General features: G+C 75.4%; 24 protein-coding genes, 1 tRNA gene and 1 other RNA gene. 11 read left to right on the top strand and 15 right to left on the bottom strand.

Features of this window, described 5'->3' with window-relative positions; translation table 11 throughout:
• Window positions 1–3: 3 nt before the first annotated feature.
• On the top strand, window positions 4–1,362 hold the full coding sequence (locus K353_RS12975; protein WP_111553744.1) for a dipeptidase: 1,359 nt from the start codon (window positions 4–6) through the stop codon (window positions 1,360–1,362).
• A gap of 93 nt (window positions 1,363–1,455) precedes the next feature.
• Entirely contained in the window at window positions 1,456–2,574 is a 1,119-nt protein-coding gene (locus tag K353_RS12970; protein ID WP_111553743.1) for an aminopeptidase P family protein, read from the top strand.
• A 46-nt stretch (window positions 2,575–2,620) separates the two neighbouring features.
• On the opposite strand, the gene K353_RS12965 is transcribed toward K353_RS12970, so the two are convergent.
• On the bottom strand, window positions 2,621–3,514 hold the full coding sequence (locus K353_RS12965) for a LysR family transcriptional regulator (protein WP_111553742.1): 894 nt from the start codon (window positions 3,512–3,514) through the stop codon (window positions 2,621–2,623).
• A 119-nt stretch (window positions 3,515–3,633) separates the two neighbouring features.
• On the opposite strand from K353_RS12965, the gene K353_RS12960 reads away from it, so the two are divergent.
• Window positions 3,634–3,990, top strand: a complete 357-nt coding sequence (locus tag K353_RS12960) for a nuclear transport factor 2 family protein (RefSeq protein ID WP_370447599.1) — start codon at window positions 3,634–3,636, stop codon at window positions 3,988–3,990.
• Window positions 3,991–4,128: 138 nt separating this feature from the next.
• A complete protein-coding gene (locus K353_RS12955) occupies window positions 4,129–5,346 on the top strand; it encodes an Ig-like domain-containing protein (protein WP_233533543.1) in 1,218 nt (405 codons plus the stop codon).
• 37 nt (window positions 5,347–5,383) lie between these two features.
• Here K353_RS12955 and K353_RS12950 read toward each other — a convergent pair whose 3' ends face one another.
• From K353_RS12950 to K353_RS12940, 3 genes are all read right to left on the bottom strand, one after another.
• Window positions 5,384–6,313, bottom strand: a complete 930-nt coding sequence (locus tag K353_RS12950) for a GlxA family transcriptional regulator (protein WP_111553740.1) — start codon at window positions 6,311–6,313, stop codon at window positions 5,384–5,386.
• Between the two features lie 93 nt (window positions 6,314–6,406).
• Entirely contained in the window at window positions 6,407–6,946 is a 540-nt protein-coding gene (locus K353_RS12945; RefSeq protein ID WP_111553739.1) for a GNAT family N-acetyltransferase, read from the bottom strand.
• A complete protein-coding gene (locus K353_RS12940) occupies window positions 6,943–7,518 on the bottom strand; it encodes a helix-turn-helix domain-containing protein (RefSeq protein WP_111553738.1) in 576 nt (191 codons plus the stop codon). Before K353_RS12940 ends, K353_RS12945 begins: the two co-directional genes overlap by 4 nt.
• Window positions 7,519–8,029: 511 nt before the next feature.
• Here K353_RS12940 and K353_RS12935 point away from each other — a divergent pair.
• The gene (locus K353_RS12935) at window positions 8,030–8,812 is read left to right on the top strand and encodes an SURF1 family protein (protein WP_111553737.1); all 783 of its coding nucleotides are present in this window, start codon (window positions 8,030–8,032) and stop codon (window positions 8,810–8,812) included.
• A 22-nt stretch (window positions 8,813–8,834) separates the two neighbouring features.
• Here K353_RS12935 and K353_RS12930 read toward each other — a convergent pair whose 3' ends face one another.
• Together K353_RS12930 and K353_RS12925 are read right to left on the bottom strand one after the other, a co-directional pair.
• Window positions 8,835–9,488: a hypothetical protein gene (locus K353_RS12930; RefSeq protein WP_111553736.1), complete on the bottom strand. Its 654-nt coding sequence runs from the start codon at window positions 9,486–9,488 to the stop codon at window positions 8,835–8,837.
• 31 nt (window positions 9,489–9,519) lie between these two features.
• Window positions 9,520–11,343 carry a prolyl oligopeptidase family serine peptidase gene (locus K353_RS12925; protein ID WP_111553735.1) on the bottom strand — a complete coding sequence of 608 codons (1,824 nt, stop codon included), beginning with the start codon at window positions 11,341–11,343 and terminating at the stop codon, window positions 9,520–9,522.
• 152 nt (window positions 11,344–11,495) lie between these two features.
• Between K353_RS12925 and K353_RS12920 the strand changes: the two genes are divergently transcribed.
• On the top strand, window positions 11,496–12,077 hold the full coding sequence (locus K353_RS12920; protein ID WP_111553734.1) for a hypothetical protein: 582 nt from the start codon (window positions 11,496–11,498) through the stop codon (window positions 12,075–12,077).
• A 145-nt stretch (window positions 12,078–12,222) separates the two neighbouring features.
• Here K353_RS12920 and K353_RS12915 read toward each other — a convergent pair whose 3' ends face one another.
• Entirely contained in the window at window positions 12,223–13,062 is an 840-nt protein-coding gene (locus K353_RS12915) for a helix-turn-helix transcriptional regulator (protein WP_111553733.1), read from the bottom strand.
• 189 nt (window positions 13,063–13,251) lie between these two features.
• On the opposite strand from K353_RS12915, the gene K353_RS12910 reads away from it, so the two are divergent.
• Window positions 13,252–14,010: an SDR family oxidoreductase gene (locus K353_RS12910; protein ID WP_111553732.1), complete on the top strand. Its 759-nt coding sequence runs from the start codon at window positions 13,252–13,254 to the stop codon at window positions 14,008–14,010.
• 103 nt (window positions 14,011–14,113) lie between these two features.
• Here the strand turns inward: K353_RS12910 and K353_RS12905 are convergent, their stop codons facing one another.
• The 8 genes from K353_RS12905 to ffs all read right to left on the bottom strand — a co-directional run bounded on the left by K353_RS12905 (window position 14,114) and on the right by ffs (window position 22,017).
• A complete protein-coding gene (locus tag K353_RS12905) occupies window positions 14,114–15,265 on the bottom strand; it encodes a hypothetical protein (protein ID WP_111553731.1) in 1,152 nt (383 codons plus the stop codon).
• Window positions 15,258–15,836, bottom strand: a complete 579-nt coding sequence (locus tag K353_RS12900; RefSeq protein WP_370447595.1) for a SigE family RNA polymerase sigma factor — start codon at window positions 15,834–15,836, stop codon at window positions 15,258–15,260. Before K353_RS12900 ends, K353_RS12905 begins: the two co-directional genes overlap by 8 nt.
• Before the next feature lie 203 nt (window positions 15,837–16,039).
• Window positions 16,040–17,323 (bottom strand): aspartate kinase, encoded by a 1,284-nt coding sequence (locus tag K353_RS12895; RefSeq protein WP_111553730.1) that lies wholly within the window; start codon window positions 17,321–17,323, stop codon window positions 16,040–16,042.
• Window positions 17,324–17,583: 260 nt separating this feature from the next.
• On the bottom strand, window positions 17,584–18,255 hold the full coding sequence (locus K353_RS12890) for a DUF5063 domain-containing protein (protein ID WP_111553729.1): 672 nt from the start codon (window positions 18,253–18,255) through the stop codon (window positions 17,584–17,586).
• Window positions 18,248–18,847: a recombination mediator RecR gene (recR, locus tag K353_RS12885; protein ID WP_100838613.1), complete on the bottom strand. Its 600-nt coding sequence runs from the start codon at window positions 18,845–18,847 to the stop codon at window positions 18,248–18,250. The genes K353_RS12890 and recR overlap by 8 nt, the downstream gene beginning before the upstream one ends.
• A gap of 318 nt (window positions 18,848–19,165) precedes the next feature.
• Window positions 19,166–19,480: a YbaB/EbfC family nucleoid-associated protein gene (locus K353_RS12880; RefSeq protein ID WP_370447598.1), complete on the bottom strand. Its 315-nt coding sequence runs from the start codon at window positions 19,478–19,480 to the stop codon at window positions 19,166–19,168.
• Window positions 19,481–19,680: 200 nt separating this feature from the next.
• Window positions 19,681–21,861 carry a DNA polymerase III subunit gamma and tau gene (locus K353_RS12875; protein WP_111553728.1) on the bottom strand — a complete coding sequence of 727 codons (2,181 nt, stop codon included), beginning with the start codon at window positions 21,859–21,861 and terminating at the stop codon, window positions 19,681–19,683.
• A gap of 65 nt (window positions 21,862–21,926) precedes the next feature.
• Window positions 21,927–22,017: signal recognition particle sRNA small type (ffs, locus tag K353_RS12870), an RNA gene on the bottom strand.
• 131 nt (window positions 22,018–22,148) lie between these two features.
• Here ffs and K353_RS12865 point away from each other — a divergent pair.
• The 4 genes from K353_RS12865 to K353_RS36525 all read left to right on the top strand — a co-directional run bounded on the left by K353_RS12865 (window position 22,149) and on the right by K353_RS36525 (window position 25,416).
• Window positions 22,149–22,233 (top strand) — tRNA-Ser (locus K353_RS12865).
• 332 nt (window positions 22,234–22,565) lie between these two features.
• Window positions 22,566–22,844 carry a type II toxin-antitoxin system Phd/YefM family antitoxin gene (locus K353_RS12860; protein WP_199528082.1) on the top strand — a complete coding sequence of 93 codons (279 nt, stop codon included), beginning with the start codon at window positions 22,566–22,568 and terminating at the stop codon, window positions 22,842–22,844.
• Window positions 22,841–23,107 carry a Txe/YoeB family addiction module toxin gene (locus K353_RS12855; RefSeq protein WP_111553726.1) on the top strand — a complete coding sequence of 89 codons (267 nt, stop codon included), beginning with the start codon at window positions 22,841–22,843 and terminating at the stop codon, window positions 23,105–23,107. The genes K353_RS12860 and K353_RS12855 overlap by 4 nt, the downstream gene beginning before the upstream one ends.
• A 212-nt stretch (window positions 23,108–23,319) precedes the next feature.
• Window positions 23,320–25,416 (top strand): histidine kinase, encoded by a 2,097-nt coding sequence (locus K353_RS36525; protein WP_146616454.1) that lies wholly within the window; start codon window positions 23,320–23,322, stop codon window positions 25,414–25,416.
• Window position 25,417 lies beyond the last annotated feature (1 nt).

Raw genomic sequence — 25,417 nt, 5'->3', positions numbered from 1 at the left:
CAGATGAGCACCGACACCGAACTCGCCGACCGGATCGCGGCGTTGATGCCGCAGGCGAAGCGGGACCTGGCCGAGCTGGTCGCCATCCCCTCGGTCGCCGACCCGCGGCAGCAGCCGCCGGAGAAGTGCCGGGAGGCCGCCGAGTGGGTGGCCGCCGCGTTCACCGAGGCCGGCCTGCGGGACGTCCGGCTGGCGGAGACCCCGGACGGCAGCCACGCCGTCCTCGGGCACCGCCCGCCGCCGCCCGGCGCGCCGACCGTGCTGCTGTACTGCCACTACGACGTGCAGCCGCCGCTGGACGACTCCGCCTGGACCACGCCCCCGTTCGAGCTGACCGAGCGGGACGGGCGCTGGTACGGGCGCGGCACCGCGGACTGCAAGGGCAACATCGTCATGCACCTCACCGCGCTGCGGGCGCTCGGCGACGACCTGCCGGTCGGGATCAAGCTGGTCGCGGAGGGCTCGGAGGAGCAGGGCACCGGCGGCCTGGAGGCGTACGTCCCGCAGCACCCGGAGGACCTGCACGCGGACGTGCTGCTGGTGTGCGACACCGGCAACGCGGCGGTCGGGGTGCCGACCGCGACCACCTCGCTGCGCGGCCTGGCGAACGTCGTGGTGACGGTGCGGACGCTGGCGTCGGACGTGCACTCCGGGATGTTCGGCGGCCCCGCCCCGGACGCGCTGGCCGCGCTGGTCCGCATCCTCGACTCGCTGCGCGACGCCGAGGGCGGCACCCGGATCGACGGCCTGGAGAACGGCGGGACCTGGGAGGGCGTCGGCTACGACGAGCAGCAGTTCCGCGCGGACGCGGGCGTGCTGGAGGGCGTCGGCCTGACCGGCTCCGGGACGGTCGCGGACCGGCTGTGGGCCCGCCCGGCGGTGACGGTGCTGGGCATCGACTGCGCGCCGGTGGTCGGCTCGGCGGCGGCGATCCCCGGCACCGCCCGGGCCCGGGTCAGCCTGCGGGTGCCGCCCGGCATGGACCCGGGCGCCGCGCAGGACGCGCTGACCGCGCACCTGGTGGCGGCGGCGCCGTGGGGCGCGCGGGTCACGGTCGAGCCGGAGTCGAAGGGCTCGCCGTTCAAGGCCGCCACCGACGGCGCGGCGTACGGGGCGCTCGACCGGGCCGCGCGGGAGGTCTACGGGAAGCCGCTGTCCTTCCTCGGGCAGGGCGGGTCGATCCCGCTGTGCAACGTGCTGGCGGCGCAGTACCCGGAGTCGGAGCTCATCCTGATGGGCGTGGAGGAGCCGCGCTGCCTGATCCACGCGCCCAACGAGAGCGTGGACCCGTCCGAGATCGAGCACATGGCCCGGGTGGAGGCGCTGTTCCTGCGCCACTACGCGGCCGCCGCCCGCCGCTGACCGCCCGCCGCCGACCGCCCGCCGCTGACCGACCACCACCGACCGCCGACCGCCCGCCGCCGCCCGCCCGCCGCTGACCGAGAGGGAGAGCACATGCCCGAGCCGTTCACCACCGCCGACTTCCAGGCCCGGATGGCCCGCGCCGCGACCGCCGCCGCGGACGCCGGGCTGGCCGGACTGGTCGTCACCCCCGGCCCCGACCTGGCCTACCTGACCGGCTACCGGCCCACCGCGACGACCGAGCGGCTGACCGCCCTGGTAGTCGCGGCCGGGGCCGAACCGGTGCTGCTGGTACCGACGTTGGAGCGCCCGGACGCCGAGGCGGCGCCGGGCGCGGAGGCCGTCCGGATGGCCGACTGGACGGACGGCTCCGACCCGTACGCGGCGCTCGCGCCGAACCTGGACGGCCGCGGCCGGTACGGGATCTCCGACAACGCCTGGGCGATGCACCTGCTCGGGCTCCAGCGGGCGCTGCCGGGCAGCTCGTACGCGGCGCTGACCGACGTGCTGCCGATGCTGCGGGCGGTGAAGGACCACGACGAGCTGGAGCGGCTGGCCGCGGCCGGGGCAGCGGCGGACCTGGCGTACGGGGAGATCCTGGGGATGCCCTTCGTCGGGCGGACCGAGAACCAGGTGGCCGCCGACCTGGCCGCGCTGCTGGTCAAGCACGGGCACAGCCAGGTCGACTTCACCGTGGTCGGCTCCGGGCCGAACGGGGCGAACCCGCACCACGAGGCCGGGGACCGGCTGATCCGGCGCGGCGACACCGTGGTGCTGGACTTCGGCGGGCTGAAGGACGGCTACGGCTCCGACACCACCCGCACCGTCTTCGTCGGCACCGAGCCGCCCGCGGAGGTGCTCGCCGTCCACGACCTGGTGCGGCGCGCCCAGCAGGCCGCGTTCGACGCCGTCGCGCCCGGGGTGACCTGCCAGGACATCGACCGGGTGGCCCGCAAGGTGATCACCGACGGCGGGTACGGCGAGTACTTCATCCACCGGGTCGGCCACGGCATCGGGCTCACCACCCACGAGCCGCCGTACCTGGTCGAGGGCGAGACCCAGCCGCTGGTGCCCGGCATGTGCTTCTCGATCGAGCCGGGAGTCTACCTGCCAGGGCGGTTCGGCGTCCGGATCGAGGACATCGTGACCGTCACCGAGGACGGCGGGCTGCGGTTCAACGGCACGCCGCACGAACTGGCCTTCGTGAACTGAGGGGTGGGAGGGGACGGGCCGCCGGAGCGCCTCCGGCGGCCCGTCGTCACGCCGGGAGGTGGAAGGCGCGGCGCAGCGCGGAGAGCAGGGCGCGCAGGGCCGGGGGCGGGGACGGGCGGTTGACCAGGGCGAGCAGCGCCGGGGTGGTCAGGCCGCGGACCGGGACGGGCACCAGGGCCGGGAAGGCCGCGGCCATCGAGCGGCTGAGCACCGCCACGCCCAGGCCCCGGACGGCCAGGTCGGCGATCGCGGTGGCGGCGCCGGCCTCCAGGGCGATCCGGGGGGTCAGGCCGCGGGCGGCGCAGTCCCGGTCCAGGACGGCGCGCAGGCCGGTGCCCCGGGGCATGCAGACCAGCGGGTGGGCGAGCAGCTCGGCGAGGGTGGGGCCGTCCCCGTCCCCGTGCCCGTCCAGCAGGGGGTGGCCGGGCGGGACGGCGGCGACCAGGGGTTCGCTGACCACCACGTGCGCGTCCAGGCCGTCGGGCGCGGGTGCGGGGCGGCCGATCAGGGCGAGGTCGAGGGCGCCGGAGCGGACGGCCTCGGTGAGGTGCTCGGAGTCGCCCTCCAGCAGGGCGAGTTCGACGCCGGGGTGGGCCCGGTGGAAGGCGGCCAGGCCGTCGAAGAGCGGGGTGAGGGTGCAGCCCGCGACCATGCCCAGGCACAGGCTGCCGCGGACCAGGTCGGTGACCTCGCCGACCGCCTGCCCCACCGCGCGGGCCGCGGCCAGCGCCTGCCGGGCGTGCTCCAGCGCCGCCTTGCCCGCCACCGTGAGCGTCACCACCCGGGCCGAGCGGTCGAACAGCTCGGCGCCCAACTCCCTTTCCAGCTGCCGGATCTGAGCGCTCACCCCGGACTGGCTGATGTGCACCCGCTCGGCGGCCCGGGTGAAGTTGCGCTCCTCGGCGACCGCGACGAAGTACTCCAGCTGCCTCAGCTCCATGCGTACTGATTCTAGTACTGAGCAGAACCAGCTGTTGGACTTCTGGCACGGGCGGCGGAAGGCTGGAGGCACCGCAGGACGACGACCAGGAGGCAGCGGTGAACGCGTACGAGAAGGCGATGCGGCCCGAGGACCTGACCCGGCTGTTCGTGGAGCGCTCCAACGCGGGCGACGCCGCCGGGGTGGCCGCGCTGTACGAGGAGGACGCGGTGATGGCTTACCCGCCCGGGCAGTTGACGGTCGGCCGGGCCGCGATCCAGGCGCTCTGGGAGCGGGTCCTCGCCCACCGGCCGCAGTTCACGCCCGAACCGCCGCTGCCCACGCTGGCCGCGGACGGCATCGCGCTGACCGCCACCCCGCCCAAGGACGGCGCCGGGGCCCGCGCCCAGGTGGTGCGGCAGCAGCCGGACGGCAGTTGGCTGCGGCTGCTGGACCAGCCGGAGTTCCAGCGTCCGGACGGCGAGGGCGAGGGCTGACGGCGGGTGGCGGGGGCTGACGGCGGGCGGCCGTGCGGAATCGTGACACTTCTCGGGGCCGGCGGCCGAAACCCGGGCGTCCCTCGGTGCGTGTACCTCTTCCGGAAAGCCGGATGGACCGGTGGGAGGGGGGCCGTCGTGCGACGGGTTTCGATGATGGGCGCGGTGCTGAGCGGGGTGCTGCTGCTGGCCGCGTGCGGTGCCGGCGGGAGCGGAGGCGGGGACGCCGGTGCCGGGGGTGACTCCGGCGGGGCGGGCCGGGGCGGGGAGAGCGGTTCGGCGCGGGCGAAGGCGTCCGCGGCCGTGCTGTCGATCGAGCCGGGGGACGGCGCGAAGGACGTGGCCCCGGGGGCGGTCAAGGTCTCGGTGGCGACCGGCAAGCTGACCGGCGTCACCGTCACCGACCAGGACGGCAAGCCGGTCGAGGGCGCCCTCGCCCCCGACGGCCTCACCTGGACCCCGGTCACCGGCGGGCTCTCGGTCGGCTCGACCTACCGGGTGAACGCCGAGGCCACCGACGCCGACGGCGTGGCCACCGCCGCCACCAGCACCTTCACCACCCTCGTCCCCAAGAAGACCACCAAGGTCGAGGACAACGTGGTGACCGGCCAGGACTTCGGCGTCGGCATGATCATCTCGGTCGACTTCGGCGGCGTGAAGGTCAAGAACAAGGCGGCGGTCGAGCAGGCCATCGTGGTCGAGGCCTCCGACGGCACCCAGGTCAGGGGCCACTGGTTCGAGAACGACACCCGGCTCGACCTGCGCCCCGCCGAGTACTGGAAGCCCGGCACCACCGTCCAGGTCCACCTGCGCACCAAGAGCGTGGAACTGGCACCCGGCGTGTACGGCGCGACCCAGCGCGACGAGCACTTCACCATCGCCCGCTCCCGGATCAGCGAGGTAGACGCCGCCGCCCACCGGATGGTGGTCAAGGAGGACGGCAAGCCCGACCAGACCATCCCGATCGTCGCCGGCACCGACGACAACCCGTCCTGGAACGGCACCATGGTCATCTCGGCCAAGAGCCGGATGGAGAGGATGACCTCCAAGGGGCAGGTCGGCCTCAAGGGCCCCGGCTACGACACGGTGGACCCGCACGCGATGCGCCTCACCTCCTCCGGCACCTACCTGCACGGCAACCCGGAAGCCCAGGGGGTGGCCGGCCACGGGAACATCAGCCACGGCTGCATCGGCATCCTCGACACCCCGGAGGGCGACGAGAACTCCCCCGCCGGCAAGGTCTACGCCGCCTCGAAGATCGGCGATGTCGTGATCGTCCGGAACTCGGTCAAGAAGCAGCCGCTCGACCCGGCGAACGGCCTCAGCGGCTGGACCCTGCCCTGGTCGCAGTGGTGACCTCGGCCCCGGTGCGGCGGCTTGGCGGCGGTGGCCGTCAGCGGGTGCGGCGGCGGTAGTCGGCCGGGGTGGTGGCCAGGGTGCGGGCGAAGGCCCGGCGCATCGCCTCGGCCGAGCCGTAGCCGCAGGCCCGGGCGATCTGCTCGACGCCGTCCCGGGTGTCCTCCAGGCGGCGGCGGGCCGCCTCCAGCCGGGCGTCGGCCACGTAGCGGCCGGGGGTGACGCCGACGTCCGCGGTGAAGACCCGGGCGAACTGGCGCGGCGACAGCGAGGCGCGGCGGGCCAGCGACTCCACCGACAGGTCCGCCTCCGGGTGCTCGGTGATCCAGCGCTGCACCTCGCGCACCGGGTCCCGTTCGGAGAGCTGCGCCGACAACTGGACCGAGAACTGGGCCTGGCCCCCGGGACGGCGCAGGAACACCACCAGCTCCCGGGCCACCGCCAGCGCGACCTCCCGGCCGAGGTCCTCCTCGACCAGGTGCAGCGCCAGGTCGATGCCCGCGGTGACACCGGCCGAGGACAGGAAGCGCCCGTCCCGGACGTAGATCGGCTCCGGGTCGACGGTCAGCTCGGGGTGGCGGGCGGCCAGCGTCGCGCAGTGCCGCCAGTGGGTGGTGACCCGGCGGCCCGCCAGCAGGCCGGCCGCGGCGAGCAGGAAGGTGCCGGTGCAGACCGAGACCACCCGCCGGGCGTCGGCGGCGAGGGCGGCGATCCGGGCCGACAGCCCGGGCGCGACCTCGCCGCGGGCGCCGGCCCCGCCGGGGACCAGCAGGGTGTGCGCGGGGGCGGCCAGGTCGAGGTCGGTGTCGGGCAGCAGGGTGAGACCGCTGCTGGTGCGCACCGGACGGCCGCCCGGCGAGGCGGTGGTGACGTGGTAGCCACCGCCGTGGAACACCTCCAGCGGGCCGCTGACGTCGAGGCTCTGCACCCCGTCGAACAGGACGAGCAGCACACTGCGGGTCGGCATGGCCCCATGCTGGCGGGCAGGGGCGGTGGCAGCAAGGACACGTACCCCACCTTTTCTGCCATCGGGCGGCGGGCGCGGGGCCCGGGGCGCGGGTCAGTGGTCGGCGGAGCGGTCGAGGCGCTTGTAGTAGTAGGTGGTGTCGGCGAGCGTGCCGTCCGGGGTGGCGGCGTGGGCGGGGACGGTGCCGAAGGCGGTCCAGCCGGCGGTGCGGTAGAGGTGTTCGGCGGGGCTGCCGGTCTGGGTGTCGAGCAGGAGCAGGGTGGTGCCGGTGTCGCGGGCGGCCCGCTCGGCGTGGGCCAGCAGGCGGCGGCCGAGACCCGCGCCGCGGGCGGTGCGGTGGACCAGGAGCTTGGCGATCTCGGCGCGGTGGCGGCCGTTCGGCTTCTCCTCGCGGATCAGCGAGACGGTGCCCAGGGCCCGCCCGGCGGCGTCCTCGACCACCCAGAGCAGCCGGGTGCCGGCGGCGACGGACGGACGCAGGCCGTCCCACCAGGCGGCGGCCTCGTGGCGGGCGGTGCGGTCCAGGAAGCCGACCGAGGCGCCGCCGGCCACCGCGTCCAGCAGCAGGTCGGCGAGGGCGTCGCGGCGGGCGTCCAGGGCCTCGGGGGTGAGCAGCAGCGGGGTCGGGGTCATGGCAGCACCAGGGCGATCAGGTAGCGGACGAGGTGGGGGCCGGGGCAGTGGAAACCGGAGGTGCCGTGCAGGCGGTAGCGGAGGCAGTCACCCGCGGCGAGGTGGTGCACGGTGCCGTCCAACTCCAGGTGCAGCTCTCCGTCCAGCACCCACAGGTGCTGCTCCAGGCCGGGGACGGGCGGGGCGTCGTAGGAGATGACCGCGCCCGGCGGGAGGGTGCCCTCGACCAGTTCGGCGCGCAGCCCCGGGTGCGGCGGCGAGACGGAACGCCGGACGAACCCGGTGGCCGGGTCGTGCCAGCGCGGCTGGTCGGCGGCACGCAGCAGACCGGGCGGCTCGGCCTCCACCTCCGCCAGCAGCCGGGAGACGGTACGGCCGTACGCGGCGCAGAGCCGACCGAGCTGGGCGGCCGTGGGGCTGAGCTCGGCACGCTCCAGCCGGGACAGCGTGGAGCGGCTGACACCACTGCGCCGGGCGAGCTCGTCCAACGACCAGCCCCGGTCGGCGCGCAGGGCGGCGAGACGGGCGGCCAGGCGGTGGTCCTCCTCGCCCGGGAGGTCTTCGTTTCTCACATCAGGGAGGATATCCCGGATTGGAGAGAGACGGGTGGGAGGGGTACGCCCGAGGACCGGCCGCAGGTCGGCGTGGGGGCGGGGAGCCTGGGCACAGGGCGGACGGTCGCCCGAGGCGGGCAGGGTCGGGGGGACCACGGCCACCGGGCGGCCGGGCCCGGCCGCGCCGAGGCCCTGGGCGGTCGCGGGCCGCGCGGCGGTGATGCAAGGCCGACACTCGGTCCCGGGCCGGGACGTCCGGCGGCAGAGCGGCGGCTCTCACGCCTTGGAAGTGCCGTCCCGGCGGAGACTGTGGCAACGGGCAGCGCGCTCGTGGTGCAGGGCGGCACGCGGGCCGGTGCCGGGGCGTCCGGTGCCGGGGCGTCCGGCGCCGGGGTGCCCGGCGGCGGGGTGCCCGGCGGCGGGGTGCCCGGCGGCGGGGCGGCGGCGCTCCCCTTCCGGGGGTGTCGTGGCGGAGGGGTGGTGGTGACCCGCGATCGGGGGAGATGTCAGGAGTGGTTACCGTGGTGGGGTGTACCGGTTCCTGCTCAGCCCGCGGTGGCTCGTCGGCACGGTCGTCGCGGTGGCGGCGATCGTGGTCTGCCTGATGCTGGGCACCTGGCAGCTGGACCGCTTCGAGTCCCGGGTCTCGACCTATCAGGAGAACGACCGGGCGGCGGCCGCCTCCGCGCGGGCGGACGTGGAGCCGCTGGCGGCGGTGCTGCCGGACGGGGCGGCGAAGGTCGGCACCGACACGGTGGGCCGGGCGGTGCGGGTCACCGGCACGTACGACGGCGCGCACCAACTGCTCGTTCCGGACCGGACGGTGGGCGGCCGGCAGGGCTCCTACGTGCTGACGCCGCTGGTCACCGACGGGGGCCGGGCGGTGGCGGTGGTGCGCGGCTGGGTGGCGGGCGATCCGGGGGCGGTGCCGGCGGCGCCGGGCGGGCAGGTCAGTGTGACCGGCCGGTTGCAGGCCCCGGAGAACAGCGGCAGCGGCGGCGCGGTGGCGGGCGGTCTGCCCGCCGGGCAGCTCGGCACGATCAGCCCGGCCACCCTGGTGAACGTGCTGCCCTACCCCGTGTACGACGGCTGGGTCGCGGCGGACGACGTCCAGGCCGGGCTGACGGCGGTGCCCACGGTGCAGCCGCAGGGCGGGGACGGGCTGAGCCTGCGGGCGTTCCAGAACCTGGGCTACACCCTGGAGTGGTTCGTCTTCGCCGGGTTCGTGGTGTTCATGTGGTTCCGGCTCGTGCGCCGCGAGGCGGAGGCCGCCCAGGACCGGGCCCTCGGGCTGGACCCGGTCCTGGACTGACCCGCCGCCGGTCGGCGCCCCGTCAGCGGGACTTCGACGGCGACGGCGCCGCGGCCGGGGACGGGGGCTTCGACGGCGGCCCGGTCGGCAGCCCCGTCGCGGGGACGCTCGCGCCCGGGGTGCCGCACGGCACCGGCGGGGCCGCGGCGACCGCCCCGGTGCCGGTGGGCGCGGGCGAGGGCGTGCCGGTGACCGGGGTGGCGCAGTCGTCCCGGAAGTCGCCGCCCACGATGCCCGGCGCGGGCGACGGGTTGCCGCAGTCGTCGACGTAGTCGTCGGTGCGGGTGGAGCCCGTGGTGCGGTGGTGGTAGTGGTGCACCACCGTGCTGCCGCCGCCGCTGTAGTGGGTGACGCCGGAGCCGCTGGAGCCGGTGGTCTTCTTGGAGCCGGAGCTCTTGGAGCCCTTCGAGCCGCGGCTGCTGGAGCCGCCCTTGGAACTGCGGCTGCCGCCACCGCTCTTGGCAAGCACGACGCTGCCGGTGTCGGCACCGGCGAGCAGCGGCCCGCGGGCAGCGGCGTGACCGCTGCCCGGGCCCGCGAGCGTGAGCCCGGTGTCGGCGGCGACGGCTCCCGCGGCCTGGACGCAGTCGTGGCTCCCGCTGTTCGACGAGCAGCCGGCCGCGGTCAGCAGGACGGCGCCGACCGCGACGACGGCCAGCGCGGCGCGTCCACCCATCAGTTGTCCCCCTCGTCCACCGGGCCGCAGCTCACCGGACGGTGCCGGGCGCCAGGTGGCGCCGGACGAAGTCGATCTCCAACCGGAGCTGCTTGATCCGCTCGTCGACGACCAGCGAACCGTGCCCGGCATCGTAGCGGTACACCTCGTGGACCTTGCCGAGCTCCTCCAGCCTCCGCACGTAGTTGTCGATCTGCCGGATCGGGCAGCGCGGGTCGTTGAGGCCGGCCGAGAGGTAGACCGGGGCCTTGACCCGCTCGACGTAGGTCAGCGGGGAGGAGGCCCGCCAGCGCTCCGGGACCTCCTCGGGGGTGCCGCCGAACAGCGTCCGGTCCAGGGACTTGAGCGCCTCCATCTCGTCGTCGTACGCGGTGAGGTAGTCGGCGACCGGGACGGCGGCCAGGCCGAGCGTCCAGTGGTCGGGCTGGGTGCCGAGGCCGAGCAGGGTGAGGTAGCCGCCCCAGGAGCCGCCGGAGAGCACCAGCCGGTCCGGGTCGGCCAGGCCGGAGGCGACCGCCCAGTCGCGGACCGCGCCGATGTCCTCCAGCTCGATCAGGCCGACCCGCTCGGTGAGGGCGTCGGTCCAGGCCTGCCCGTAGCCGGTGGAGCCGCGGTAGTTGACCCGGACGACGGCGAAGCCGTGGTCGAGCCAGGCGGCGGGTCCGGCGGCGAAGGAGTCGCTGTCGTGGTGGGTCGGGCCGCCGTGCACCTCGAAGACGGTCGAGTGCGGGCCGTCCCCGGCCGGGCGCTGCACCAGGGCGTGCACCCGGCCTCCGGGGCCGTCCACCCAGACGTCCTCGACCGGCACCGAGCCGGGCGGGACCGGGCCGGGGGCCCGCAGCACCACCGCGCCGGAGGTGGAGCGCACCGCGGACGGCTCGGCGGCCGAGGACCAGAGGAACTCCACCGTGCCGTCGGGGCGGGCGGTGGCCCCGGCGACGGTGCCGCGCGGGGTGTCCAGCCTGGTCAGCTCGCCGGCCGCCAGGTCGTACGAGAACAGCTCCGAGCGGGCCTCGTACTCGTGCTCGATCAGCAGCGAGCGGGCGTCCGGCCGCCACTGCGCGGAGAGGTCGCCGGGGAACGGGCGGCCCCGCTCGTCGCGGAGCCGCAGCTCGGTCTCGGTGCCGGCCGCGACGTCCCACAGCATCGGCTCCCAGCGGCCGGTGCGCTGGTGGGCGACCAGCAGCCGGGTGTCGCCGGGGGCGGGCGCGAAGCCCAGGCAGGCGACGCCGCGCGGCTCGGCCCGGCCGGTGACCTCGTCGAGCTCGGCGACGGTGGCGCCGTCCGCCAGGCGCAGCACCCGGATCGCCGAGTGCATCGCGTCGCCGTGCTCGGTGTGGTCGACGGCCAGCAGGGTGCTGTCGTGCGAGAGGTCGCCGACGCCGCCGTACTCGGCGTGGTGGTAGACCACCTCGGGCTCGGCGGCGCCCGGGCGGCGCAGGTACAGGGTGGTGCCCTCGTCGTCGGTGGAGGTGCCGACCACCACGGTGCCGTCGCGGCCGAGCGCCAGGCCCGCCGAGTACGCGGCGGGCACGCCCGGGACCGCTTCCTGGTCGGGGCCGCCCGCGAAGGGCTGGCGGCGCCAGACCCCGAACTCGTCGCCGTCGGTGTCGTCGAACCACCAGATCCACTGCCCGTCGGGGGCGAGTTCGGCGTCGGTGGTGCCGTTGGGCCGGTCGGTGACCCGGCGGTGCTCGTCGGTGGAGCGGTCCCACGCGTACACCTCGTAGGTGCCGGTCGCGTTGGACACGTACAGCGCCCGGTCGGGTGCCTCGTCCGCCCAGTCGGGCAGGGAGACCCGCGCCGCCCGGAACCGCTGCTCCCACTCCGGAACGACGTTCGTCTGCTCGTTCATGTCCTCATCCAACCCGATGCCGGGGGGTGATCGGAACGGATCGGCGCGGCGGAGGGGATCGGTTCGGACACGGAGCTGGTGCGGTGCGGGGCCTGACGGGCTATCAACGGTACCGTGACAAACACGGACATATCGACCGGAGGAGTCTCCCCGTGACCGTCCCCGCGCCCCCGCTCGACCGGCTCGACGCGCGCGAACTCGCGCGGGAGCTGGGCCTGGTCGAGGAGATCGAGCGGTACCTGGCCGGGCTGCCCGGGCCCGCCGCGCCGCTGCCCGGACCGTCCGGACCGTCCGGGCCCGCCGCCCCGGCGCCGTACCCGCCCGGCGTCCACGGCAGCGTCCGGCAGCCCTGGAACCACGGGCACCCGCTGCCCCGCCGCTCGCTGCTCGACCTGCTGGCCCGCCGCCCGGCCCGCCCGGCCGAGGTCACCGTCGCCGGGCACCTGCGGCTGACCTCCCGCTACCTCGCCGAGGCCGGCTGGACGCAGGGCGCGCTCTGGGACGACCGGGGCCGGGTCTGCCTGCTGGGCGCGCAGACCGCCGTCCTGGCGCACGGCTACGGCACCGCGTACACGGTGCGCCGGGCCCGCGCCCAGGTGATGGAGGTGCTGCACGCCACCGGCCGCCCCGTGCCCTCCCCCGACGTGTGGAACGACCGCCCTGGCCGCCGCCAGGCCGAGGTGCACGCCCTGCTGGAGCGGGCCCGGGCCCGCGCGCACGCCCTCGGGATCTGACCGGCCGCGGCGGGCGCCGCCGACGGCCGCGCGGTCAGCGGGCCGGGCCGGGCCGGATCGAGACGGGCCGGATCGGATCGAATCGAGACGGGCCCGGCCGGATCGGATCGGATCGAGACGGGCCCGGCCTGCGGTACGGCCTCGGTCAGCGGCCGAGGGCCGGGCCCGGGCCCGACGGCACGGCCGCGGTGAGCACCGCCAGCCGCTCGGCCGTCACCGAGCCCGGCTCGACGGTGTAGACGACCAGCAGCAGCCCCGGCTCGCCGGGCGGGGCCAGCGTCTCGTACCCGAAGTCCAGCTCCCCGGCCCGCGGGTGGCACAGCAGCTTGTGCCCGGACGCCTTCTCCCGGACGCCGTGCCGGGCCCACAGCTCGGCGAACAGCGGGCTCCCGGCGGTCAGTTCGGCCAGCAGCGCGGCCAGGTCGGGGTCGTCGGGGTGCCGGGCCGCGTCCAGCCGCAGGTGGGCGACGGTCTCGGCGGCGACCCGCTCGAAGTCCCGGTAGAGCCGCCCACCGGCCTCGGTGAGGAAGGCGTGCCGGGCCATGTTGCGTTCGCCGGGCGGCAGTTCGGAGAACCCGATCACCGCGTCGGCCGGGGCGTTCCAGGCCGGGACGTCCATGCAGCGGCCGAGCGCGAACGCCGGGGTCGCCAGCGCGTCCAGCACCAGCCGCAGCCCCGGCCGGACCTGCCGGGGCGGACGCCGGGACGCCCCGCGCGGCGGGTGCGCCAGGGCGTGCAGGTGGCCGCGCTCGGTGCCGTCCAGCCGCAGCACCCGGGCCACCGCGTCCAGCACCTCCGCGGAGACGCCGCCGCCCCGGCCCTGTTCGAGCCGCACGTAGTAGTCGACGCTCACCCCCGCCAGCTGCGCGACCTCCTCGCGGCGCAGCCCCGGCACCCGGCGGCGCCGCCCCAGCTCCGGCAGGCCGACGTCGGACGGTCGGATCCGGCCCCGGCGCTGCCGCAGGAACTCCCCCAGTTCGCTCATGCCCCGACGATACGTCCGGGGCGCCGGCCGCCGCGAAGGTGGTTCTCCCGGACCCAGGAAGAACAGCGCCCTGGGTGGCCCCGCCGTCCGCGACCAGACTCGTCCCGTCGGCAGGACGCGGCACGCAGGCACGCAGACACGCAGCACGCAGCACGCAGGCACGGACTCGATTCGAGGAGAGCGATTCCCATGGGTTACCCCGCACTGAACGGTCGGACCGCGGTCGTCACCGGCGCCGCCAGCGGCATCGGCGAGGCGATCGCCCGGCAGCTGGCCGCGGACGGCGTCCGGGTCGCGCTGCTGGCCCGCCGGGCCGACCGGCTGGCCGCGCTGGCCGCCGAACTCGGGCCGCGGGCGCTCGCGGTGGCCGCCGACGTCACCGACCAGGGCTCGGTCGACGCGGCGCGGCGGCTCGTCCACGACGCCTTCGGCCGGGTCGACCTGCTGGTCAACGCGGCCGGCGTGATGCTGCCGAACCCGATCGGCGACGGCCGGGTCGACGAGTGGTCCCGCATGATCGACACCAACCTGACCGGCGCGCTGCGGATGATCCGCGCCTTCGGCCCCGACCTGGTCGCCGCCGCGGCGGCCGGGGCCACCGCCGACCTGGTCGACATCTCCTCGATCGGCGCGGACGTGGTCTTCCCTCACTACGCGGTCTACGGCGCCACCAAGGCCGCGCTGACCCAGCTCTCGGCCGCCCTGCGCAGCGAGTACGGCCCGCGCGACGTGCGGGTCACCAACGTCGAGCCCGGGCTGACCGACACCGAGCTGGGCACCCACATCGACAACCCGGGGCTGGGCCCGGACGGCCAGCTCGGCGAGATGTTCGACGCGATCGGCACGCTCGCCGCCGCGGACGTCGCCGACCTGGTCGCCTACGCGGCCAGCCGCCCCCGGCACGTGAACCTGCGCCAGCTGGTGGTGCTGCCCACCCGGCAGGCGTGACCGCTCCGCACCGGGGCGCCGGTCCCGGTGCGCACCGGACGGCCCGGACGACCTGGGCGGCCCGGACGGCCCGGACGGCCCCGGCGCCTCAGGTCCCGGTGCCTCAGGGCGTGGCGCTCGGCGAGGGCTGGCCGGCGGGGCCGGGGGCGGGCTCCGGACCGGTCCAGTAGACCGTGCCGCCGCAGCCCGCCGGCAGCGTGGTGCCGACCGGGCGGCCCGCCGCGGCGGTGATCGGGTCGGGGGTGTAGCCGAGCGCGAAGGCGACGGCCGGCGGGGGGCCGGCGGTCGCGCCGGAACTCGGGTCGGCGGTCGGGGTCGGGTCGGCCGCGACGGCGGCCTGGGTCGGCCCGGGGGCCGGGTCGGCGGCGGCGACGGCGGTGTCGGTGCCGCTGCCGCTGCCGGGCAGCGCGCCGCCGCTGGCGGCCGGGGTGGGCTGTGGCGGCCCGGCCGGGCCGGTGGGCGAGTCGGAGGCGGTGGGGCAGCGGGTGGGCACCCAGGCGAAGCGCACCAGGGACGAGCCGCCCGCGCCGAGCAGGACGTCGGCGGGCAGCGCCGCCGGGTCGGGCAGCGAGCCGGCCGGGTCGCCGACGCTGTGCGCGAGCAGGCGGACGCCGCTCGCCCCGGTGCCCAGGGCGAGCGTGCCGGGGCCGGGGAGCCGGCAGGTGCGGGTGCCGGTGTTGGTCAGCCGGAACCAGCCGTACACCTTGCCGCTGACCGGGTCGGCGGCGGCCTGCTGGACGTCGGCCCGGCCGAGGTCGGTGCCGGTGCAGGCCGGTGCGGCGGCGGGCGAGCTGCCGGGTCCGGTGGCGGCGGACGGGTCGGCGGAGGCCCCGGGGCCGGTCGCGGCCGGGCCGGTGGGGGGCAGGGCGGCGGTGGTGTGCGGGTGGCCGGGCCGGCTGTCGGGCGTCCTGGTCGGGCTGCTGCCGGGGCCGGGCGCGGCCGGCCCGCCGGTGGAGTCCCCGGACAGGCTGAACGGCTGGGTGGCGTTCACCACCGGCAGCGCGGCGATGGCGGCGGCCAGCACCACGGCCCCGCCCACCGCGCGGCGGCGCACGGCGCGGCGGCGCGGTACGGCGGCGCGCAGCCGGGGCAGCGCGCCGGGTCCGGGTTCGACGGCGGCGACGGCCCGGTGCAGCCGCTCGCGGAGCCGGTCCTCGGTCAGGCGCCCGCCCGGCGCACCCCCGGGGAGACCGCCCTCGCTCGGCGCGCCCCCGGGGAGGCCGCCCTCGGGGCGGGCGGGACCGTCCTCAGTCATCGCCCTGCTCCATCCGCACCCGCAGGGCGGCGAGCCCGCGCGACCCGTACGCCTTCACCGAGCCGATGGAAATGCCGAGCACCTCCGCGACCTGAGCCTCCGTCAGGTCCGCGTAGTAGCGCAGCACCAGTACCTCCCGCTGACGGCGTTGCAACCCCCGGAGCGCGGCCTTGAGTTCGTCGCGCTCCAGCGCATCGTAAGCCCCCTCTTCTGCACTGGCCATGTCAGGCATGGGCTTGGGCAGCAGGCGGCGGCGCAGGGTCGACCGGGACAGGTTGACCACGGTCTGCCGCAGGTAGGCGAGCGTCTTCTCGGGGTCGCGGACCCGGCGCCGGGCGGCGTGCACCCGGATGAACGCCTCCTGCACGACGTCCTCGCAGGAGGACAGGTCGTCCAGCAGCAGCGCGGCGAGCCTCAGCAGGGAGCGGTAGTGGGCCCGGTAGGTGTCGGTGAGCTGGTCGACGCTGGCCCCGGTCGCGTCCGTTGCCGCCGCGGCAAAGCCCATCCGACTACCGCCCCGCCGGGCCGCCCCGGGCAGGGCGGCCGCCACCGCCGCCCCGGTCACGTTCATCACGATGGTTGGACACACGATCCCCTGTCCTGGTTGCCCCGGCCCGGGGGCATTCTTGCGGGAAGAGGAATCCCCCTCCCGAGCGCACTGGCTCCGAAGGGGGATTCTGGCAGACCCGGCGGACGGGCCTGGTCCGCTTCACCCGTCCCGCACACAACCGTTGCGGTGTGGGTATCCGGCGAACCCGGACGGGCCGCGCCGGCTCAGCGGCCGGTGCCGCCGTAGACGACCGCCTCGTCGCTCTCGCTGTCCAGGCCGAACGCGGTGTGCACGGCGCGGACCGCCTCCGGCACGTCCTCCGCGCGGGTGACCACCGAGATCCGGATCTCCGAGGTGGAGATCAGCTCGATGTTCACGCCCGCCTCGGAGAGCGCCTCGAAGAACGTCGCCGTGACGCCCGGGTTGGAGCGCATGCCGGCGCCGACCAGCGAGATCTTGCCGATCGCGTCGTCGAAGCGCAGCGACTCGTAGCCGATGCCCTCCTTGACCCGGTTCAGCGCCTCGATGGCCTTCTGCCCCTCGTGGGTGGGCAGCGTGAAGGAGATGTCGGTCAGGCCGGTGGCCGCGGCCGACACGTTCTGCACGACCATGTCGATGTTGACCTCGGCGTCCGCGATCGCGCGGAAGATCCGGGCCGCCTCGCCCGGCTTGTCGGGCACTCCCACGACGGTGACCTTGGCCTCCGACGTGTCGTGGGCGACTCCGGAGATGATGGCCTGCTCCATCTCGCCCCCTTCGGGCTTCTGGTTCGGGTTGGTGCCGCTGACGATCGTCCCCGGGAGACCGGAGAACGACGATCGTACGTGAATCGGGATGTTGTAGCGCCGCGCGTACTCGACGCAGCGGTCGAGCAGCACCTTCGAGCCGGACGAGGCCAGCTCCAGCATGTCCTCGAAGGCGATCCAGTCGATCTTGCGGGCCTTCTTGACCACCCGCGGGTCGGCGGTGAACACGCCGTCCACGTCGGTGTAGATCTCGCAGACCTCGGCGCCCAGCGCGGCCGCCAGCGCCACCGCGGTGGTGTCCGAGCCGCCGCGGCCCAGCGTGGTGATGTCCTTGGAGACCTGCGACACGCCCTGGAAGCCCGCCACGATCGCGATGTTGCCCTCGTCCAGGGCGGCCCGGATCCGGCCCGGCGTCACGTCGATGATGCGCGCCTTGTTGTGGGTCGAGTCGGTGATCACGCCGGCCTGGCTGCCGGTGAACGACTGGGCGTCGAAGCCCAGCGTCCGGATCGCCATGGCCAGCAGCGCCATCGAGATGCGCTCTCCGGCGGTCAGCAGCATGTCGAACTCGCGGCCGGACGGAATAGGGGTCACCTGTTCCGCGAGCTCGATGAGTTCGTCCGTGGTGTCACCCATCGCGGAGACCACGACGACGACCTCGTGGCCGGCCTTCCTGGTGTCCACGATGCGGCGGGCGACGCGCTTGATGCCTTCGGCATCCGCGACGGATGAGCCGCCGTACTTCTGCACGACAAGGCCCACGGGGGCTCCTCGACTTGGGGTGGTAGGTCGCGGTCAGTCTAACGAGCAGGGGTTCTCCGGCCGACGCTTTCCGCATCGTGAGATGCGGATATCGAACTCTGGTCACCGCCGACCGGCAGGTCTGCGGGTCCCGGCCGCCCGCCCCGAAGAATCGCCGCCCGGGCACCGCCCGCCACCCGGAATCTTCGCCTCCGGGGTGCCGATGACAGATGCGTCACACCCGGAACACCCGGAGGCGGGCCCCCGCGGACCGCGTGGGCCTACAGCCCGAGTTCGGCCGCCATCAGGTCGCCGGCCTGCTGCTCCAGCTGCTCGTCCGTCAGCCCGTCGTCGTCGGTGTCCGCGCCGTCCGGCACCGCGCCCAGCGGCGAGTCCAGCCGGACGTGCGCGACCAGCGACTGCAGCGCGCGCAGCACCGCCGAGCAGGTCGAGCCCCAGTTGGACAGGTAGGAGAACTGCCACCACCACAGCGCCTCCGAGACCCGGCCCTCGCGGTAGTGCGTCAGCCCGTGCCGCAGCTCGCTGACCACGCCCGCCAGGTCGTCCGAGATCCGGAACGCGCTCGGCTTCTCCGGCGGACCGTACGGGTCGAACACCTCGTGGTAGACGTCGATCGGCGCCAGCAGCTCGGCGAGCCGCTCGCGCAGCTCCACCCCGTCCGGCTCCGGACCGGTGTCCGGCTCGAAGCGGTCCTCGGGCAGCACGTCCTCGATCGCGCCCAGCCGGCCGCCCGCCAGCAGCAGCTGGGAGACCTCCAGCAGCAGCAGCGAGATCGCGCTGCCCGGCTCGTCGCCCTTGGCGACCTCGGTGACGGCCAGCACGAAGCTCTCCACCGAGTCCGCGATCTGCACCGCGAAGTCGTCCGGGGCCTCGGTCCGGCCCAGCGGGCCCGGCAGTCCGGACAGTTCAGAGGTGTCGGTTCGGTCAGACATCGAGCAGTCGTCTCCCTTCGAACGCCCGGCCGAGGGTGACCTCGTCGGCGTACTCCAAGTCCCCGCCGACGGGCAGTCCGCTCGCCAGCCGGGTGACCTTGAGGCCCATCGGCTTGCACAGCCGGGCCAGGTAGGTCGCGGTCGCCTCCCCCTCCAGGTTGGGGTCGGTGGCCAGGATCAGCTCGGTGACCGTGCCGTCCGCGAGCCGGGTCATCAGCTCGCGGATCCGCAGGTCGTCCGGGCCGACCCCCTCGATCGGGCTGATCGCCCCGCCCAGCACGTGGTAGCGACCGCGGAACTCGCGCGTCCGCTCGATCGCCACCACGTCCTTGGGCTCCTCCACCACGCAGATCACCGCGAGGTCGCGGCGCGGGTCCAGGCAGACCCGGCACCGCTCGGACTCCGCGACATTGCCGCAGACCGCGCAGAACCGGACCTTCTCCTTCACCTGCTGGAGCGCGTGCGCCAGCCGGCGCACGTCCACCGGATCGGCCTGGAGGATGTGGAAGGCGATCCGCTGGGCGCTCTTCGGACCGACCCCGGGCAGTCTGCCCAGTTCGTCGATCAGGTCCTGCACCACGCCCTCGTACACCGTCACGCCTTCCTTCGACCGGGGTCCGGGGTTCGCACTCCGGTGCCTTCTCCGGTGCCATCATCCAACGAATCGGGCACCGGACACACCGCCCGACGCCCTACTGGCCCATAAATCACACAACCCGTTACCGGGGGTCCCCGACCGTGCGCCCGGCGTGCACGCCCCGGCGGGTCCGCGGGTCCGCGGGCCTACAGGTCTGCGGGCCCACGGGACTGCCGGGAGGGGCGGTTGCCGGGCGGGTGCCCCGTCGGCGGCAGACGGATACCCCCCGGAGCGGACCGAATGCCCTCCGGGGACGAGCAGCTGCCCCCGGTGTCAGAACGGCAGGCCGGGGATACCGCCGCCGCCCAGGCCCTGGGTCAGCGGGCCCATCCGCTCGGCCTGCAGCTTCTGCGCCGCCGCGGCGGCGTCGCGGACCGCGGCCACCACCAGGTCGGCCAGGGTCTCGGTGTCCTCCGGGTCGACCGCCGCCGGGGAGATGGTCAGCGCGACCAGCTCGCCCGCACCGGTCGCCGTCGCCTCCACCAGGCCGCCGCCCGCGGAACCGGACACCCTCGCCTCGGCCAGCTCCTGCTGCGCCCGGGCGAGGTCCTCCTGCATCTTCTGCGCCTGCTTCAACAGCTGCTGCATGTTCGGCTGCCCACCAGGGAACACGGGACTCTCCTCGATCCGTCGACACTGCACACACCGGCGCGCGCCCGGCCGAAACCGCCCGCGCCGGCACCTCGCCCCCGAGCCTACGCGGCCGTCCGTCGGCCCCACGTCAGTTCCCGGCCGCGGTGCCGTCCGCCGTCCTGCCCGGCGCGGGGCGGGGCGGCGCGGGGCGGCGGTCAGTTCGGGCGGTGGTGGATCTCCTCCAGCACCGTCGCGCCCAGCTCGCGGACGATCAGCTCCTGGGCGGAGAAGACGTCCTCGTTCAAGTCCGGGTCGTCCTCCTCCGGGACGTCGTCCTCCGGCGCCACGGCGGGCGGGGCCTGCACCGGCTGCGGCTGGTGCGGCTGCTGCCGCTGCGGCGACGGCGGCTGCGCGGACGGGGCCGGCACCGGGGCGGGCGCCTGCTGGACCGGGGCGGCCGGGGCCGGAGCCGGGGCCTGCGGGGCGGGGGCCGACCACTGCTGCGGCGGCTGCGGCTGCGGTGGCTGCGGCTGGGCGGCCGGGCGCGGGGCCGGGGCGCCCCAGCCGCCGGCCGCGGGGGCGGGCGGGGCCGCGGGCTGACCGGCCGGCGGGTTCGTCGCGCCCGACGGGTCGACGATGCACTCCACCCGCCAGTCCACGCCCAGCGCGTCCGTCAGCGCCTGCCGCAGCACCTCGTCGCTGTGGCTGCCGACGAAGCTGTCCCGGGCGCCCGCGTTCACGAACGACACCTGGAGGGTGCTGCCGTCGAACCCGGCCACCTGGCCGTTCTGGCTCAGCAGGATCCAGGTGAACCGGCGGCGGTTCTTCACCGCCTCCAGGATCTGCGGCCACATCTGCCGGATCTGGCCCGCGCCCTGCTGCGCCGCCACCGAGGGCTGCACGCCGATCGGCGGCTGGACGGGCGCGGGGGCCGGGGCGGACGCGGGCGCGGGTGCCGCCGGAGCCGGAGCCGGGGCCATCGGGGCCGGGGCGGCCGCCTGCTGCTGCGGCGGCTGCTCACCGGGCGAGAAGCTGCGCGGGATCGGCCAGGCGCCCGGAGCGGGACCGGCCGGTGCGGGGGCCTGCGGGGTCTGCGGGGCCTGCGGAGCCGGCGTGGGCTGGACGGCTGCGGGCGCCGGGGCCTGCTGCTGCGGCTGCTGCTGGGGCTGTTGCTGCGGCTGGGGCTCCGGCGCGGCGGCCATCGGCTGGAACGCCACCGGGGCGGCGAAACCGCCCGTCGCGGCGCGGCGCTCCAGCTTGTCCAGCCGGGCCTGCACCGAGAGCTCGTCCCCATACGCGCCGGGCAGCATCACCCGGGCGCAGATCAGCTCCAGCTGCAGCCTGGGCGCGGCGTTCCCGCGCATCTCGGTCAGGCCGGTGTTCACCAGGTCCGCGGCGCGGCTCAGCTCGGCCGGGCCGAAGCGGTCGGCCTGCGCCTGCATGATCGCGATCCGGTCGGCCGGGGCGTCGATCAGGCTCTTCTCCCCCGCGTCCGGCACCGTGGCCAGGATCACCAGGTCGCGCAGCCGCTCCAGCAGGTCCGTCACGAACCGCCGCGGGTCGTGCCCGCCCTCGACCACCCGGTCGACCACCTGGAACACCGTCGCGCCGTCCTGCGCCGCGAAGGCGTCCACCACCTCGTCCAGCAGCGCCGCGTCCGTGTAGCCCAGCAGCGACGTCGCCATCCGGTACGTCACACCGGCCTCGCCGGCGCCCGCCAGCAACTGGTCCATCACCGACATCGAGTCGCGCACCGACCCGGCGCCGGCCCGCACCACCAGCGGGAACACCGCGTCCTCGACCTCGATGGCCTCCCGCCCGCACACCTGCGCCAGGTAGTCGCGCAGCGTGCCCGGCGGCACCAGGCGGAACGGGTAGTGGTGGGTGCGGGACCGGATCGTCCCGATCACCTTCTCCGGCTCGGTGGTCGCGAAGATGAACTTCAGGTGCTCCGGCGGCTCCTCCACCACCTTCAGCAGCGCGTTGAAGCCGGCCGAGGTCACCATGTGCGCCTCGTCCAGGATGAAGATCTTGTAGCGGCTGTGCACCGGCGCGAAGAACGCCCGCTCCCGCAGATCGCGCGCGTCGTCCACACCACCGTGCGAGGCGGCGTCGATCTCGATCACGTCGATCGAACCCGGCCCGCCCGTCGCCAGGTCCTGGCAGGACTGGCACTCCCCGCACGGCTCCGGGGTCGGCCCCCGCTCGCAGTTCAGGCAGCGGGCCAGGATGCGGGCGCTCGTCGTCTTCCCGCACCCGCGCGGCCCGCTGAACAGGTACGCGTGGTTGACCCGGTTGTTGCGCAGGGCCTGCTGGAGGGGGGAGGTCACGTGCTCCTGCCCGATGACCTCCGCGAAGGTCTCGGGGCGGTAGCGGCGGTACAGGGCTAGGGACACACCCTCGAAGATATCGGGACCAACCGACAAACGCCGCCGCCCACCCGCCAACACCCACGAAACGCAAGGACCCCTCGCGCACCCGCCAGAGCCCTCCTACCCTTGCTGCCTTCCGGCCCTGGGGGAGTTCAGAGAGATAGCGCCACGCGAGGGGCTGCCCCAAGAGTAGCGGATCCCGACCCCCACTCCCCCCACCCACCCCCAACTCCGATCCCCAGGCCACCCCCACCACCCACCTGCGAGACCGTGGTCGCAACCACCCCTCCACGTGTACTAAGCTCTCCCACGGAGGATTCGCCTAGAGGCCTAGGGCGCACGCTTGGAAAGCGTGTTGGGGGCAACCCCTCACGAGTTCGAATCTCGTATCCTCCGCCTGATCGAAGGCCCGGACCGCAACTGCGGTCCGGGCCTTCGGCGTTCCTCGGCCCGGCCATCAGTCGTGTCGCGTCCGCTCCGCTCGCGCACTGGCCGCACGCCGGAAGCGCGGTACGGATTCCCGGAGGATGTCGCGCCGGAACTCACGCGCGGCGGATTCGGCGGCCATCGCTCCCCCGCGACGAGCAGGTTCGCATCATCCGGCGCATCCCGGCCCCTGACAGTGCGGCCGTCCAGCACCATCGCTTCCGGCTTCTCGGCCGCAGCAATGGCTCGACCCCCGCCACCTACCCCGGCGCACTCGCTAGACGTACGTTATTCTGTACGTCATGAAGACGATGAGTGCCACCGAGCTCCGCGGCAACCTCGCCGCCGCGCTGGACGCCGTCGAGAGTGACGCCGAAGAGCTCGTCATCACACGCGCCGGCCACGAGCCGCTGGTCGTCGTCTCGCTGGCCGAGTACGCCTCGCTCCGCGAGACCGATTACCTCCTACGGTCCCCGGCCAATGCCGAGCACCTTCGCCACTCCCTGCGGGAGTACCGGGAAGGCCGTACGGCGACCCACGAACTGATCGACCCCGGGGACCTCACCGAGCAGGGCGCGTGAAAGTCCAGTTCACCGAACACGGCTGGGCCGACTACCTGTCCTGGCAGGCGGACGACCGCCGACTCCTCAAGCGCATCAACCTGCTGATCGACGACATCCACCGAAACGGCAACGAGGGCATCGGCAAGCCCGAACCCCTGCGGCACGAGCTCATCGGCGCCTGGTTCCGCAGAATCGACCAGGAACACCGCCTGGTCTACGTCCTGGAGGAGCAGACCGACACCTTGTGCGTCATCGCGTGTCGCTACCACTACGGCAAGTAGGACGCGCGGTCCCGTGGTCTCACTTCTGATCTCGTTCACTCCGGTCCAACCGGGTCCAAGCCCCGTCCAACGGTTCGCTCCACTGCTGTTCAGGACGGCCGCGGATCCCGGTGAACGACATCGAGGCGAATGGGAAAGCGCGTTGGGGGAAATCCCGCACGGGTTCGAATCCCGCACCCTCCGCCTGATCGAGGGCCCCCTACGATGCGCGGGTGGGGAAGCGACGCGGGCTGGTGGGGCGGCGGTTGGTGGGGGCGGTGGCGGTGGCGCTGGTGCTGGCCCACCTGTTGAGGGGGGTCGGGCGGGCCGCTGCGGAGCCGGTGGTGGGGGCGGTGGTGGTGGGGGTCTGCCTCGGGCTGGTGGGGTTGCAGTCGCGGCACACCCGGAAACGTCCCGGGTGGGCCGGGTGGGCCGGGTGGGCGGTCGTGGAGGTGGGGGTCGGGTTCCTCGCGGTGGGGCCGCTCGGGGTCTCGGTCGGTCTGCTGTGCCTACCGGTGGCTTCGTCGCTGGTGGAGCGGCGTCGGGTGCTGCTGGCCGTGTTGGCGGTGGGGGCGGTGCTGGTGGAGGCGGTCCGGGCGCCGGGGGTGCGGGAGGCCGTCGACCTGCTGCTGACGGTCGCCCTGGGCGGCGGCATGCTCTACGCCGTGACCGCGCTGGCGCTGCTGGCGGGCCGGGTCCACGACGCCCGGCTGGAACTCGCGGCCTCCGCGGTCACCGGCGAGCGGCTGCGCATCGCGTCCACGATGGGGAGGGGGTTGGACCCGGGCATGGCCGCGATCCGGGCGGCGGCGGAGCGCCGGGATCCGGCGGCGCTGGACGGGTTGATCGGCGTGGCCCGCCGGACGCTGGCGGCGGTCCGGGCCGCCGCCGCCGAGCTGCGCAGCCTCTCGCTGGCGCCGGAGGCGGCGAGCGCCCGCGCCCTGCTGGGTTCGGCGGGCGTCGCGGCCGAGCTGCGGATCGGGCACCGGGAGCCGCTGGGCCCGGCCGGGACGGTGTTGGCGACGGTGCTGCGGGAGGCGGTCACCGCGGTGGTGCGGGTCGGGGACGCCCGACGGTGCGAGGTCTCGACCGAGGAACGGGCCGGGCGGGTGGTGCTGCGGGTGGTCAGCGACGGCGTGCCGACGGCGGCGCTCGGCGCGGACCTGCTCGACGACCTGGCGGGGCGGGTGCGCGCGGTCGGCGGCCGACTGGCGGCGGGGCTGGAGGCCGACGGGCGCTTCGCGGTGGAGGCGTCGGTGCCCGCGACGCCGGCCTCGCCCGCCGTGGACCCGCCGGAGCTGCGTACCGCCCTCGGCCTGTACTGGTTCGTGCTCGCCGTGTTCTGCGCCAGGGCGTTGATGTTCGTCCCCGGCCCCCGGCTGCTCCTCGGGGCGGGATGCGCGGCGGTCTTCTGCGCCTTCCAGGTCCGCTTCTCGATCCGGGACGCGACGCGGCACGCCCGCGCCGCGCTGCTCGCCTCCGCGGTGCTGGCGCTGCTACCGCTCCCCTGGCTGGGTCGGAACTGGATCGGCGCGGCCGGCATCCTGGCCGGTTCGCTGCTGATCGCCCTGCCGCTGCGCGCGGGCGCGGCGCTGGCCGGCGCGGTGGCGGTGTCCGCCGGGGCCGTCGGTGGCGGCGGCGCGGCCACGGTGGCGCTGACCGCCGTGAGCGTGCTGATCACCTGCGTGGTGGTGTACGCGGTGCTCCGGCTGGTCCGGCTGGTGCGGGAGCTGGAACGGACGGCGGACGGGCGGGCCCGGGCCGCCGTCGTCGCCGAGCGGCTGCGCGCCGCCCGGGACCTGCACGACCTGCTCGGGCACGGTCTGACCGCGATCCTGCTCAAGGCCGAGCTGGCCCGGCGGCTGGCGGACGCCGATCCGGTCCGCTGCCGGGCCGAGCTGGCGGACATCGTGCGGCTGGCCGAGCGCGGCCGGGCCGAGCTGGGGGCGGTGGCCGCCGACGGCCCCCGGCTGTCCTTCGGCGCCGAACTGGCTTCGGCGGCGGCGGTGCTGGAGGCCGCCGGGATCACCGTGGAGCTGGAGGACGGGCCGGTACCGGACGCGGCGGGGGCCGTGCTGGCTGTGGTGCTGCGCGAGGCCGTCACCAACGTCCTGCGGCACAGCCGGGCCCGGTACGTGCGGATCGCCGTCTCGGCGGCCGGGGAGGCGGTGCGGCTGGAGGTGGAGAACGACGGCGCCGGGGCGGACGTCACCGTGCCCGGCTCCGGGATCGGCGGGTTGGCGGTCCGGCTGGCCGGGGCGGGCGGCACCCTGGCCGCCGGGCCGGACGACGGCTGGTACCTGCTGCGGGCCGAGGTGCCGCCGCGTTGAG

The organism is Kitasatospora sp. SolWspMP-SS2h (assembly GCF_003259315.1).
GTDB classification, from domain to species: Bacteria; Actinomycetota; Actinomycetes; order Streptomycetales; family Streptomycetaceae; genus Kitasatospora; species Kitasatospora fiedleri.
This window is presented reverse-complemented; position numbering and strand designations above follow the sequence as displayed.